A 13,999-nucleotide genomic window follows, 5' to 3' on the forward strand; every position below is an offset into this window, starting at 1 on the left:
TTACCGGGCCGAAGCGAGTTGAGTGAAGGCGGTGCCGAACCACTGCTGCACACCGGTCATGGTGGCGGCGGAGGTGTCGAGGAAAGGCTGCGGGTAGACGCCAAGCAGAATCAGCAGGCCCGCAAGGCCCAGCACCATGATCAGTTCGCGGTTATCCATGCCGGCCAGTACCGCGTCCGACTTGGAGGGGCCGAAGTAGGCTCGGTGAATCATGATCAGCGAGTACACCGAACCGAACACCAGCCCGGAGGTGGCGATGGCGGTGATCCACGGGGCGACGGTGAAGCTGCCCAGCAGGATCAGGAACTCACCGACGAAGTTGCCCGTGCCCGGCAGGCCCAGCGAGGCAGCGGCAAAGAACAGGCTGATGGCCGGCAGGTAGGCAATGCGCGACCACAGCCCGCCCATTTCACGCATGTCGCGAGTGTGCAGGCGCTCGTACAACTGGCCGCTGAGGATGAACAGCGCCGCTGCCGACAGGCCGTGGGCGAGCATCTGGATCACCGCGCCCTGCAGGGCCTGCTGGGTGCCGGAGTAGATACCGATCAGCACGAAGCCCATGTGCGAGACGCTGGAGAAGGCGATCAGGCGCTTGATGTCGCTCTGCGCGAACGCCAGGAAGGCGCCGTAGAAAATGCCCACCAGACCCAGGGTCATGGCGATCGGCGCGAACTCTGCCGAGGCATTGGGGAACAGCGGCAGGGCGAAGCGCAGAATGCCGTAGGCGGCGGTTTTCAGCAGGATACCGGCCAGGTCCACGGAGCCCGCGGTAGGCGCCTGGGCGTGAGCATCGGGCAGCCAGGAGTGGAACGGCACCACCGGCAGCTTCACCGCGAAGGCGATGAAGAAGCCGAGCATCAGCAGGTATTCGACATGCTCCGGCAACTGCGCCTTGAGCAGGTCGCTGTAGTTGAACGTCATCACGCCGGTGTTGCTGTAGTTGAACAGCACCAGGCCCAGGATCGCCACCAGCATGATCAGGCCGCTGGCCTGAGTGAAGATGAAGAACTTGGTGGCGGCGTAGATCCGGGTCTTCTTGCCATCCGAGGAACTGTGACCCCAGAGCGCGATGAGGAAATACATCGGCACCAGCATCATTTCCCAGAAGAAGAAGAACAGGAACAGGTCCAGCGCCAGGAACACACCGACCACACCGCCCAGAATCCACATCAGGTTGAGGTGGAAGAAGCCGACGTGGCGCTGGATCTCTTTCCACGAGCACAGCACGGAGAGGATACCCAGCAGGCCGGTGAGCAGGATCATCAGCAGCGACAGGCCGTCCAGCGCCAGGTGCACGCTGATGCCGAAGCGCTGGATCCAGTTGAGCTTGAACTCGTAGGCCCAGACAGGTTCCGCGCCGGGTGCAGGCGCCAGGGTGTAGTCGCCATTGGCCCACAGCCAGAGGCCAAGCGCGAGTTCCAGGGACATGGTCAGCAATGCGATCCAGCGGGGCAGGGTAGCGCTGCTGCGCTCCGCTACCCAGCACAGAAGGCCGCCGATGAAGGGGATCAGGATCAGCCAGGGCAAAATCATGACGGGCTCGTTTCCTTTCGCAAAGTCACAGGATTCATATCAGACCGCCGCCAGCACGACGGCGCCGAGCACCAGCACGGCGCCAGCGGCCATCGAAGCGGCATACCAGCGCAACTGACCGGTCTCGGTACGGCTCATGGCGTTGTTGCCGCCCTTGGCCGTACGCGGGATCAAGCCAATCACCTGGTCAACCGGGTCCTTGCGCAACAGGTGGCTGATCAGCAGGTAGGGTTTGACGAACAGCTTGTCGTAGATCCAGTCGAAGCCCCAGGCGGCGAACCACCAGGCCGACAGCATCCGGCCGATGCCGCTGTTGGCCACGGCCGTGGCAACGCGCCGCTTGCCTAGGAACAGCATGGCTGCCAGCAGGATACCGGCCAGGGCAATGGCGCCCGAGGCGATCTCCAGGCTGTGCTTGGCCTCGCCTCCGGCATGACCGACGCTCTGCGGCAGCACGCCCGCCAATGGCGGATGGATCCAGGCACCGATGAAGGTCGACAGCACGATGAGCACGCCCAGCGGCAGCCAGTGGGCAACGCCATGGCCGGCGTGCGCGTCGGTCTTGGCTTCGCCATGGAAGGTGATGAAGATCAAGCGGAAGGTGTACAGCGAGGTCATGAACGCACCGACCAGGCCGGCGTACAGCAAGCCATTGTTGCCGCTGGCGAAGGCTTCCCAGAGGATCTCGTCCTTGGAATAGAAGCCGGCCGTCAGCAGCGGCAGAGCCGCGAGGGCAGAGCCGCCGACGATGAAGCTGGCGTAGGCCAATGGCAGTTTCTTCCACAGGCCACCCATCTTGAAGATGTTCTGCTCGTGGTGGCAGGCGACGATCACCGCACCCGAGGCGAGGAACAGCAGCGCCTTGAAGAAGGCGTGGGTCATCAGGTGGAAGATCGCGCCGTCCCAGGCACCGACGCCCAGGGCCAGGAACATGTAGCCGATCTGGCTCATGGTCGAATAGGCCAGGATACGCTTGATGTCGGTCTGCACCAGCGCAGCGAAGCCGGCCAGGACCAGCGTGACACCACCGACCACACCGACCAGATGCAGGATGTCCGGGGCCAGGGCGAACAGGCCGTGGGTCCGGGCGATCAGGTAGACACCGGCGGTCACCATGGTGGCGGCGTGGATCAGTGCCGACACCGGCGTAGGACCGGCCATGGCGTCTGCCAGCCAGGTCTGCAGGGGCAATTGCGCGGACTTGCCGACGGCACCACCGAGCAGCATCAGCGTGGCCAGCACGATCCAGAAGTCACCGACTTTGAAATGCTCCGGCGCCCGCACCAGCAGTTCCTGGATATTCAGCGTACCCAGTTGCTGGAACAGGATGAACAGGCCGATGGCCATGAACACGTCGCCGATACGGGTGACGATGAACGCCTTGAGCGCTGCGTTGCCGTTGTTGCGGTTGCCATAGTAGAAACCGATCAACAGGTACGAGCACAGGCCCACGCCTTCCCAACCGAAGTAGATGAACAGCAGGTTGTCGCCCAGGATCAGGAACAGCATGCTGGCGATGAACAGGTTGGTGTAGGCGAAGAAGCGCGAGTAGCCCTCTTCACCACGCATGTACCAGGAGGCGAACAGGTGGATCAGGAAGCCTACGCCTACCACCACGCCGAGCATGGTGATCGACAGGCCGTCCAGGTACAGGGTGAAGTTGGGTTCGAACCCGTCCACCGCCATCCAGCGCCACAGCAGTTGGGTGTACACGCCACCCTCGGGCGGCGCGACGTTGAACTGCCAGATGACGTAGGCAGCAACCACCGCCGACAGGCCGATGGAGCCGACGCCGATCAGCGCCGAAAGGTTTTCCGAGAAGCGCCCGCGCGAGAACGACAGCAGCAGGAAGCCGATCAGCGGGAATACAAAGGTCAGGAAGATCAGGTTCATCCGCGCATCTCACTGGCAGCGTCGATGTCGAGCGTGTGGAAGCGGCGATACAGTTGCATCAGGATCGCCAGGCCAATGGAGGCCTCGGCCGCTGCCAGGGTGATCACCAGGATGAACATGATCTGTCCATCGGGCTGACCCCAGCGTGCGCCCGCCACGATGAACGCCAGGGCAGAGGCGTTCATCATGATTTCCAGACTCATCAACACGAAAAGAATGTTACGGCGGACCATCAGGCCGACCAGACCAAGGGTGAACAGGATGCCGGCGACAGCCAGGCCATGCTCGAGAGGGATAGCGGGCATCTGTTTACTCCTTTTCCGTGCGGCCGAGGTGGAACGCCGTCACGGCTGCAGCCAGCAGCAGCATCGACGCCAGTTCAACCACCAGCAGGTAGGGACCGAACAGACTGATGCCGACTGCCTTGGCATCGACCGTGGTCTGGCCGATACCGGCAGCGCTGGGGTTGGCGAACAGCACGTACAGCAGTTCGAGCAGCAACAAGGCACCTAGGAACACCGGGCCAGCCCAGATACCCGGCTTGAGCCACACGCGTTCCTGTTGCACCGAGGCCGGGCCCAGGTTGAGCATCATCACCACGAAGACGAACAGCACCATGATGGCACCGGCATAGGCGATCACTTCAAGCACGCCGGCGAACGGCGCACCGAGGGCGAAGAAGGTCATCGCCACGGCGATCAACGAGATGATCAGATAGAGCAGGGCGTGTACGGGGTTGGTATTGGTGATCACCCTGAGGGTGGACACCACCGCGATACCCGACGCGAAATAGAAAGCGAATTCCATCTTTCTTCCTTAAGGGAGCAAGCTCTTCACGTTGATCGGCTGGGCTTCGTTCTGCGCGGCGCCCTTGGGCTTGCCGGCTACGGCCATGCCGGCTACGCGGTAGAAGTTGTAGTCAGGGTTCTTGCCGGGGCCGGAGATCAGCAGATCTTCCTTTTCGTAGACCAGATCCTGACGCTTGAACTCGGCCATCTCGAAGTCCGGCGTGAGCTGGATCGCGGTCGTCGGGCAGGCTTCCTCGCACAGTCCACAGAAAATGCAGCGCGAGAAGTTGATCCGGAAGAAGTCCGGGTACCAGCGACCGTCCTCGGTTTCTGCCTTCTGCAACGAGATGCAACCCACCGGGCAGGCCACGGCGCACAGGTTGCAGGCCACGCAGCGTTCCTCGCCGTCGGGGTCGCGGGTCAACACGATACGGCCGCGATAGCGCGGCGGCAGGTACACCGCCTCCTCGGGGTATTGCAGGGTGTCGCGCTTACGGAAACCGTGGCCGAACACCATGATCAGGCTGCGCAGCTGCGTGCCCGTTCCTTTTACGATGTCACCGATATATTTGAACATGGGTCAATTCCTCACTGAACCGTGCCGGCGGGCGTGTTCAACAACACGATCGCGGCGGTCACCAGCATGTTGATCAGGGTCAGTGGCAGGCAGAACTTCCAGCTGAAATCCATTACCTGGTCGTAGCGAGGGCGCGGGATGGACGCGCGCAGCAGTACGAACAGCATGATGAAGAACGCGGTTTTTAGTGCGAACCAGACGAACGACAGTTGCGGCAGGATTCCGAACGGACCGTGCCAGCCGCCGAAGAACAGCGTCACCAGCAAGGCCGAGATCAGGATGATGCCGATGTATTCACCGACGAAGAACATGCCCCATTTCATGCCGGCGTATTCGATGTGGTAGCCGTCGGCCAGTTCCTGTTCCGCTTCCGGCTGGTCGAACGGATGACGGTGAGTCACCGCCACGCCGGCGACGAAGAAGGTACAGAAGCCGAAGAACTGCGGAATGATGAACCACAGGTTCTGCGCCTGGTACTCGACGATGTCGCGCATGTTGAAGGAGCCCGCCTGGATCACGATACCCATCAGCGACAGGCCCATGAACACTTCGTACGACACGGTCTGCGCGGAGGCCCGCAAGCTGCCCAGCAAGGCATATTTATTGTTGCTGGCCCAGCCGGCGAACAGCACGGCATACACCGACAGGCCGGCCATGGCGAAGAAGAACAGCAGCCCGATGTTCAGGTCGGCCACGCCCCAGGTGGGGGTGATCGGAATGATCGCGAAGGCGATCAGCAAGGCACTCATGGCCACCACCGGCGCCAGGGTGAAGATCACCTTGTCGACGAAGGGCGGGTTCCAGTCTTCCTTGAAGAACATCTTCAGCATGTCGGCGGCAATCTGGAACATGCCGAACGGACCGACCCGGTTCGGACCGTAGCGGTCCTGCCACCAGCCCAGCAGGCGACGCTCGACGAAGCTGAGCAACGCGCCGCAGACGACCACCGCCAGCATGATGACCAGGGCCTTGACCACACCGATGATGATGTCGATCACTTCAGGGGTGAACCAGGTCATTGTGCTGCCTCCTGCAGGCCTTCGACGGATGCGCCGGCAAACGCCGGCGGGATGCCCGCCAGGCCAGCGGGCAGACCCACCAGGCCTGCGCCCAGTTCTTCACTGATGCGCAGCGGCAGGCGCAAGGCCCGACCGGCGACGGTGAGGCTCAACAGCGCGCCATCATTGACGCCCAGACGATCCGCCTCGGATTTGGCCAACGCGACGTAAGGGGCCGGAATCCGCTCCTGCACCGGTGCGGAGCGGGAAGAGTTTTCTTCGCTGCCGAACAGGTGATAGAACGGCACTGCCTGCCAGGTGCCGCGAGCGGGCGAGAAGGCCGCCGGTACGCTGGCGAACCAGCCCAGGCCATCGCCCTGGCTTTCGATCAGGCGTGTGCCTGGATCACCGGCACGCAGGTGGCCACCCACTTCGTCCTGGAACTTGTTCCAGGCCTGTGGCGAGTTCCAGCCTGGCGACCAGGCGAACGGCACCTGCTGGCGCGGCTCGGCCGAGCCCGAGTAGCCTTCCATGGAGAACGAGAAGGCGGTGTCGGTATCCTGCGATGTGCGTGGCTCGTGCACGCTGATGTTGGCGCGCATGGCCGTACGGCCGCTGTAGCGCAACGGTTCGCGGGCCAGTTTCAGGCCCTTGATGCGGAACGAGGCCGACGGCGCGGCGTCGACGATGCGGGCCAGTTGCGCGGTGCTGTTGGCCACTGCAGCGGTCACGTGGTCGAGTTGGGTCCAGTCCACCGGCTGGTTCAGCAGCGTGCTGCGCAGCGCGTGCAGCCAGCGCCAGCCTTCGTGGATCAGAATGCTGGAATCCAGGTAGACCGGATCGAACACCTGGAAGAACCGCTGTGCGCGGCCTTCCTGGCTGACCAGAGTGCCATCGCCTTCGGCGAAGCTGGCGGCCGGCAAGACCAGATGGGCGCGCTCGACGGTGCGGGTGTGCTGGTGATCGGCAACGATGACCACCTTGGCGGCGTTCAGCGCGGCGTCCACCTTGGCGGCATCGACACGGGTGTACAAATCGTTTTCCAGGATCACCAGGGCGTCGGCGTGACCGTCGATCACGGCTTGCAGCGCGTCGTCCACCGACTCGCCACCGAGCATCGCCAGGCCCATGCTGTTGGCTTCCGGCACGATCAGGCTCAGCGAACCGGCCTTGTCGCGACCCTTCAAGGCCTTGGCGATGTTGCCCGCAGCTTCGATCAGGGCGTTGCAGCCCAGCGAAGTGCCGCTGACGACCAGCGGACGCTTGGCGGCCACCAGCGCATCGGCAATGCGCTGGGCCAGCTCGAGGGCTTCGCTGTCCAGGCCGCTGACGGCCGGTGCGCTCGGGTCGATCGCATGGGCCACGGCGAAGCCGATGCGCGCCAGGTCTTCGGGCGCGGCGTGCACGCATTCCTCGGCGACGTCGTCGAGCTTGGTGTCGGTCAGGCTGGCGATGAACAATGGATGCAGCTCATGCTGACCGATGTTCTTCACGGCAGCGTCGAGCCAAGGTTGAACGCGCATGGCCTCGGCCATCGCCTCTGCCTTGCCCTTCACCGATTGACGCAGTGCCAGCGCCATGCGCGCGGCGGTCTGGGTCAAGTCTTCGCCCAACACGAACACCGCGTCGTGGTCTTCGACCTCGCGCAGGCTCGGAATCGGCAACGGGCTGTTCTGCAGCACCTGCAAGGCCAGGCGGATGCGCGACAGCTCGCCGGCTTCGATGCCGCTGTAGAAGTGCTTGGCACCGACCAGTTCCAGCAGGGCGTAGTTGCTTTCCAGGCTGGCCCGTGGCGAGCCGATGCCAACGATGTTGCGGCCGCGCAACAGCTCGGCAGCCTTGTCCAGCGCCTCGTCGAGGCTCAGCTTGCGGTTGCCTTCGGCCAACAGCGGTTGCCGTGGGCGATCGGTGCGGTTGACGTAGCCGTAGCCGAAGCGGCCGCGGTCGCACAGGAAATAGTGGTTCACCGAGCCGTTGTAGCGGTTCTCGATACGGCGCAGCTCACCGTAGCGCTCGCCTGGGCTGATGTTGCAACCGCTCGAGCAGCCATGGCAGATGCTCGGGGCGAACTGCATGTCCCACTTGCGGTTGTAGCGCTCGGAGTGCGTCTTGTCGGTGAACACACCGGTCGGGCAGACCTCGGTGAGGTTGCCGGAAAACTCGCTTTCCAGGGTGCCGTCCTCGACCCGTCCGAAGTAGACGTTGTCGTGGGCGCCGAACACGCCCAGGTCGGTGCCGCCGGCGTAGTCCTTGTAGAAACGCACGCAGCGATAGCAGGCGATGCAGCGGTTCATTTCATGCGCGATGAACGGGCCCAGCTCCTGATTCTGGTGGGTGCGCTTGCTGAAGCGGTAGCGACGCTCGTTGTGACCGGTCATCACAGTCATGTCTTGCAGATGGCAGTGACCGCCTTCTTCGCAGACAGGACAGTCGTGCGGGTGGTTGGTCATCAGCCATTCGACGACACTGGCGCGGAACGCCTTGGATTCGTCGTCTTCGATGGAGATCCAGGTGTTGTCGGTGGCGGGTGTCATGCACGACATGACGATGCGACCACGGGTGTCGTTCTCGTCGGTGTACTGCTTGACTGCGCACTGGCGGCAGGCGCCGACGCTGCCCAGCGCCGGATGCCAGCAGAAATACGGGATGTCGAGGCCCAGCGACAGACAGGCCTGCAACAGGTTGTCTGCGCCATCGACCTCGAGCGCTTTGCCGTCTACGTGGATAGTGGCCATGGTTCAAGTTCTTCGTTGGCCCGTTGTCAGCGGGCGTGGCTAATGGAAATCTTGTCGTTCGCCCGGCGCAGCCGGAAAGGGCGCGTCAACGGGCGATACCGGCGGCACGGGCCGCCGGGCGTGCTGTGAGTCAGGCGCCGGCCATGGTGGGAGTTGCCACCTGGGTCAGGCTGCCCGGCGTGACGGGCTTGATGCCCGCCTCGAACTCGGCACGGAAATATTTGATCGCGCTGCCCAAGGGCTCCACGGCGCCGGGCGCGTGCGCACAGAACGTCTTGCCGGGGCCGAGGAAACCGACCAGGCCCAGCAGGGTTTCGATATCCCCCGGCTGGCCGTTGCCGGTCTCGATGGCGCGCAGCAGCTTGACGCTCCACGGCAGGCCGTCGCGGCAAGGAGTGCAAAAGCCACAGGACTCGCGGGAGAAAAACTCTTCCATGTTGCGCAGCAGCGAGACCATGTTGACGCTGTCGTCCACGGCCATGGCCAGGCCGGTGCCCATGCGGGTACCGACCTTGCCGATGCCGCCGGCGTACATCTGCGCGTCGAGGTGCTCGGGCAGCAGGAAACCGGTACCGGCACCGCCTGGCTGCCAGCACTTGAGCGTGAAGCCGTCGCGCATGCCGCCGGCGTAGTCTTCGAACAACTCCCGAGCGGTGATGCCGAACGGCAGTTCCCACAGGCCGGGGTTCTCGACCTTGCCGGAGAAACCCATCAGCTTGGTGCCGTGGTCTTCACTGCCCGGCATGGCCAGGGCCTTGTACCAGTCGATGCCGTTGCCGACGATGGCCGGCACGTTGCACAGGGTTTCGACGTTGTTCACGCACGTCGGCTTGCCCCACACGCCCACGGCGGCGGGGAAGGGCGGCTTGGAACGCGGGTTGGCGCGGCGGCCTTCCAGCGAGTTGATCAGTGCGGTTTCTTCACCGCAGATGTAGCGACCGGCACCGGTGTGCACGAACAGTTCGAAGTCGAAGCCCGACCCCAGGATGTTCTTGCCCAGCAGGCCGGCGGCTTTCGCTTCCTGTACGGCACGATTCAGGTGCTTGGCGGCGGTGGTGTATTCGCCGCGCAGGAAGATGTAGCCGCGATAGGCTTTCAGCGCGCGCGCGGAAATCAGCATGCCTTCGATCAGCAGATGAGGCTGCTGCTCCATCAGCATGCGGTCTTTCCAGGTGTTGGGCTCCATTTCATCCGCGTTGCACAGCAGGTAGCGGATGTCCATGGATTCGTCTTTGGGCATCAGGCCCCATTTGACGCCGGTGGGGAAACCCGCACCGCCGCGGCCCTTGAGGCCGGAATCCTTCACCGTCTGCACGATGTCGTCCTGCGACATATCGGCAAATGCCTTGCGCGCGGCGCTGTAGCCGTCCTTGGCCTGGTACTCGTCGAGCCAGATCGGCTCGCCGTCGTCACGCAGGCGCCAGGTCAGCGGATGGGTTTCAGCGGCGCGGGCAATGGTGTTGGCCGGGCCGAACGAGGTGAGCTTCATACGTAGCCCTCCAGCAGTTGGGCCACGCCAGCGGGCTGGACATCGCCAAAGGTATCGTCGTCGATCATCAGCGCCGGGGCCTTGTCGCAGTTGCCCAGGCAGCACACCGGCAGCAGGGTGAAGCGGCCGTCGGCGGTGGTCTGGCCCAGGCCTATGCCCAGCTTGCTCTGGATTTCGCTGACCACAGATTCGTGGCCACCGATGTAGCAGACCATCGAGTCGCAGACGCGAATGATGTGGCGGCCCACCGGCTGGCGGAAAATCTGGCTGTAAAAGGTGGCCACGCCTTCGACGTCGCTGGCCGGAATGCCGAGCAGTTCGCCGATCGCGTAAAGCGCGCCATCAGGTACCCAGCCACGTTCCTTCTGGACGATCTTGAGGGCTTCGATGGACGCCGCGCGCGGGTCCTCGTAGTGGTGCAGCTCGTGCTCGATGGCCGAGCGCTCGGTTTCACTCAGGGCGAAACGGTCTGTCTGGATGAGCGTGCTGTTCATGCTTAACGGTCCACGTCGGCCATAACGAAATCGATGCTACCCAGGTACGCGATCAAGTCCGCGACCATGCTGCCCTTGATCACCGAAGGGATCTGCTGCAGGTGCGGGTAGCTCGGGGTGCGTATGCGGGTACGGTAGCTCATGGTGCCGCCGTCGCTCGTCAGGTAATAGCTGTTGATGCCCTTGGTTGCTTCGATCATCTGGAAGGATTCGTTGGCCGGCATCACCGGGCCCCACGAAACCTGCAGGAAGTGCGTGATCAAGGTTTCGATGTGCTGCAGCGTGCGTTCCTTGGGCGGCGGCGTAGTCAGCGGGTGATCCGCCTTGTACGGGCCTTCGGGCATGTTGCGCATGCATTGGTCGATGATGCGGATGCTCTGGCGCATTTCTTCGACGCGAACCATGCAGCGGTCATAGGCATCGCCGTTGTGCGCGAGCGGCACTTCGAACTCGAAGTTCTCGTAGCCCGAATACGGGCGAGCCTTGCGCAGGTCGAAATCGCAACCGGTGGAGCGCAGCCCGGCACCGGTAACGCCCCACTCCAGGGCTTCCTTGGTGTTGTAGGCGGCGACACCGATGGTACGGCCCTTGAGAATGCTGTTCTGCAATGCAGCCTTGGTGTATTCGTCGAGGCGCTTGGGCAGCCATTCGACGAAGTCCTTGACCAGCTTCTCCCAGCCGCGCGGCAGGTCGTGCGCCACACCACCGATGCGGTACCAGGCCGGGTGCAGGCGGAAACCGGTGATGGCTTCGATCACCGTGTAGGCCTTCTGGCGGTCGGTGAAGGTAAAGAACACCGGGGTCATGGCGCCGACGTCCTGGATGTAGGTACCCAGGAACAGCAGGTGGCTGGTGATGCGGAAGAACTCGGCCATCATGATGCGGATGGTGTCGACCTTCTGCGGCACCTTGATGCCGGCCAGCTTCTCGACGGCCAGCACGTAGGGCAGGTTGTTCATCACCCCGCCCAGATAGTCGATGCGGTCGGTGTAGGGGATGAAGCTGTGCCAAGATTGGCGCTCGGCCATTTTCTCGGCGCCACGGTGGTGGTAGCCGATGTCAGGCACGCAGTCGACGATCTCTTCGCCGTCCAGCTGCAGGATGATCCGGAACGCACCGTGCGCCGAAGGGTGGTTCGGGCCCAGGTTGAGGAACATGTAGTCCTCGTTGGTGCCGGAGCGTTTCATGCCCCAGTCCTCGGGCTTGAAGCGCGCGGCTTCCTCCTCGAGCTGCTGCTTGGCCAGGGTCAGGCTGTAGGGGTCGAACTCGGTCGCGCGCGCCGGGTAGTCCTTGCGCAGCGGGTGGCCTTCCCAGGTCGGCGGCATCATGATGCGCGACAGGTGAGGGTGGCCGGCGAAATCGATGCCGAACATGTCCCAGACTTCACGCTCGTACCAGTTGGCGTTGGGCCAGATACCGGTGATGGTCGGCAGGTTCAGGTCGCCTTCGTTCAAGGCCACCTTGAGCATGACGTCGCTGTTACGCTCGACCGACAGCAGGTGGTAGAACACCGTGAAGTCGCCCGCGCCGGGAATGGCGCGGCGATGGGTGCGCAGGCGCTCGTCCACGCCGTGCAGGTCGTAGAGCATGCTGTACGGCTTGGGCACGTTGCGCAGGAACGTGAGGATCTCGACCAGCTTGGCGCGGGCCACCCACAGCACCGGCATGCCGGTACGGGTTCCCTGGGCGAGGAACGCCTCGGGGCCAAAGCGCTGGTTCAGTTCGACGACCACATCTTGGTCGTCAGCCTTGTAGGGCGGGATATACAGAGCGGTGTCCGCTGTTGTCATGGTCTCGGTCGCTATCGGTCAACTACGGTTTGAAGCCAGAGGTTCTCGGCCTGCATCGGCAGGCGTGACAAACGCTGGATCAGACTTCGTCGGGGCTGCGCAGGTGGGTTACCGCAATACGCTGTTCGCGGCGCTGTTCCTTCTGCGAAGGCATCTCGGCGCGGTATACGCCTTGATCACCGACGACCCAGGACAGCGGGCGACGCTCTTGGCCAATCGACTCCTGCAACAGCATCAAGCCTTGCAGGAATGCTTCAGGGCGCGGCGGGCAGCCAGGCACGTAGACGTCCACGGGGAGGAATTTGTCGACCCCCTGGACCACCGAGTAGATGTCGTACATGCCACCCGAGTTGGCGCACGAGCCCATGGAGATGACCCATTTGGGCTCGAGCATCTGCTCGTAGAGGCGCTGGATGATCGGCGCCATCTTGATGAAGCAGGTGCCGGCGATGACCATGAAATCGGCCTGACGCGGCGAAGCCCGGATCACTTCGGCGCCGAAGCGGGCGATGTCGTGGGGCGCCGTGAAGGCCGTGGTCATTTCCACGTAGCAGCACGAGAGACCGAAGTTGTACGGCCACAGGGAGTTCTTGCGACCCCAGTTGACCGCGCCGCTGAGGACGTCTTCGAGTTTGCCCATGAAGATGTTCTTGTGAACCTGATCTTCTAGGGGGTCGGAAACAGTTTCCCTGGTGCCGATGGGATACTGCTCGTTGGGAGCATCGGGGTCGATCCGGGTGAGATTGTATTGCATTGCCAAAGCCTCATTGTTTCAGCTTCGCCTGCCGCTTGCGACGAGCTTCCGGTGCCCAGTCAAGGGCGCCCACTCGGAACAGGTAGACAAGACCTGCCAACAGAATTGCTATGAAAACGAGAGCTTCGACGAATCCGGTCCAGCCGCTTTCGCGGACGGACACAGACCAGGCAAAGAGAAAAAGGGCTTCGATATCGAAGATCACGAACAGCATCGCGACCAGATAGAATTTGGCGGAAAGGCGCAGACGGGCGCTGCCGACCGGCAGCATGCCGGATTCGAAAGGTTCGTTCTTGCTGCGTCCGAAGGCTTTGCTGCCCAGCAGGCTGGAGAGCCCGAGCATGAACGCACACAGACCGGCAACACCGAGAAGGAAGATGGCAAAGCCCCAGTTATGGGCGATGAGTCCTGTCGAATCGGGCATGCTGGTTTCCTTGGCAGGGGCCGGAGCCTCTGGGTTGAATGAAGTGTCGCAGTGACGATATGTCGCAGCAGAATCAATCGCGATGATTTTATGGGTAAAAGCCGGGCAAGTAAATTTCGGATCGCAAATTAATTCGTATCATTACGCACATAGGCTTATTCAATGTAGCTCACTGGCAGGATTTAGGTGGGTGAAAGAAGAAAATATCAAGCAGGGCAAGCTTTTACCGTGAGTAGCTGAATATCTTAATGATAACTAATATCATTTAGCGCGCTGGCTCGACTGTTCGAGTGGGGCTAATTAACCGTGCGGAGTGTTGTACTGGGTTATTCGGTTGCCGGCATTGCGCTGGATCAATCGAACGCATAAAAAAGCCGCCGGCAACTGCATGCGGCGGCTCTGAATTCAACACCCATCCCTGTGGGAGCGATGGCGTCTCTGTGGGAGCGGGTTCTACCCGCGAAGGCCACGCTGCGTTTGGCAAGGACACGCGCCGAAGTCTTCTCGGGCAGAGCCCGCTCCCA

The 13,999-nt window shown here is 62.7% G+C and carries 12 protein-coding genes; all 12 read right to left on the reverse strand.

Annotated elements, in window-relative coordinates; genetic code table 11:
* Positions 1-1,533 carry an NADH-quinone oxidoreductase subunit M gene (gene nuoM, locus IFT98_RS13280; protein WP_185793200.1) on the reverse strand — a complete coding sequence of 511 codons (1,533 nt, stop codon included), beginning with the start codon at positions 1,531-1,533 and terminating at the stop codon, positions 1-3.
* A 39-nt stretch (positions 1,534-1,572) separates the two neighbouring features.
* Positions 1,573-3,426, reverse strand: coding sequence for an NADH-quinone oxidoreductase subunit L (gene nuoL, locus IFT98_RS13285; RefSeq protein ID WP_192049157.1), 1,854 nt, complete (start codon positions 3,424-3,426; stop codon positions 1,573-1,575).
* Entirely contained in the window at positions 3,423-3,731 is a 309-nt protein-coding gene (gene nuoK / locus IFT98_RS13290; RefSeq protein WP_043190115.1) for an NADH-quinone oxidoreductase subunit NuoK, read from the reverse strand. Before nuoK ends, nuoL begins: the two co-directional genes overlap by 4 nt.
* 4 nt (positions 3,732-3,735) lie before the next feature.
* The gene (gene nuoJ, locus IFT98_RS13295; RefSeq protein WP_049860090.1) at positions 3,736-4,233 is read right to left on the reverse strand and encodes an NADH-quinone oxidoreductase subunit J; all 498 of its coding nucleotides are present in this window, start codon (positions 4,231-4,233) and stop codon (positions 3,736-3,738) included.
* A 9-nt stretch (positions 4,234-4,242) separates the two neighbouring features.
* A complete protein-coding gene (gene nuoI / locus IFT98_RS13300; protein WP_122477739.1) occupies positions 4,243-4,791 on the reverse strand; it encodes an NADH-quinone oxidoreductase subunit NuoI in 549 nt (182 codons plus the stop codon).
* Between the two features lie 11 nt (positions 4,792-4,802).
* Positions 4,803-5,810: an NADH-quinone oxidoreductase subunit NuoH gene (gene nuoH, locus IFT98_RS13305; protein ID WP_122477741.1), complete on the reverse strand. Its 1,008-nt coding sequence runs from the start codon at positions 5,808-5,810 to the stop codon at positions 4,803-4,805.
* Entirely contained in the window at positions 5,807-8,524 is a 2,718-nt protein-coding gene (gene nuoG / locus IFT98_RS13310) for an NADH-quinone oxidoreductase subunit NuoG (protein ID WP_192049159.1), read from the reverse strand. Before nuoG ends, nuoH begins: the two co-directional genes overlap by 4 nt.
* Positions 8,525-8,654: 130 nt before the next feature.
* Positions 8,655-10,013 (reverse strand): NADH-quinone oxidoreductase subunit NuoF, encoded by a 1,359-nt coding sequence (nuoF, locus tag IFT98_RS13315; RefSeq protein WP_192049161.1) that lies wholly within the window; start codon positions 10,011-10,013, stop codon positions 8,655-8,657.
* On the reverse strand, positions 10,010-10,507 hold the full coding sequence (gene nuoE, locus IFT98_RS13320; RefSeq protein WP_122477746.1) for an NADH-quinone oxidoreductase subunit NuoE: 498 nt from the start codon (positions 10,505-10,507) through the stop codon (positions 10,010-10,012). The genes nuoF and nuoE overlap by 4 nt, the downstream gene beginning before the upstream one ends.
* 2 nt (positions 10,508-10,509) lie before the next feature.
* Positions 10,510-12,297, reverse strand: coding sequence for an NADH-quinone oxidoreductase subunit C/D (gene nuoC / locus IFT98_RS13325; RefSeq protein WP_192049163.1), 1,788 nt, complete (start codon positions 12,295-12,297; stop codon positions 10,510-10,512).
* 79 nt (positions 12,298-12,376) lie between these two features.
* Entirely contained in the window at positions 12,377-13,051 is a 675-nt protein-coding gene (locus tag IFT98_RS13330) for a NuoB/complex I 20 kDa subunit family protein (RefSeq protein WP_122477749.1), read from the reverse strand.
* 10 nt (positions 13,052-13,061) lie between these two features.
* A complete protein-coding gene (locus tag IFT98_RS13335) occupies positions 13,062-13,475 on the reverse strand; it encodes an NADH-quinone oxidoreductase subunit A (protein WP_043190089.1) in 414 nt (137 codons plus the stop codon).
* Between the last annotated feature and the right edge of the window lie 524 nt (positions 13,476-13,999).

It is taken from the genome of Pseudomonas sp. CFBP 8770 (genome assembly GCF_014841705.1).
Classification (GTDB): domain Bacteria; phylum Pseudomonadota; class Gammaproteobacteria; order Pseudomonadales; family Pseudomonadaceae; genus Aquipseudomonas.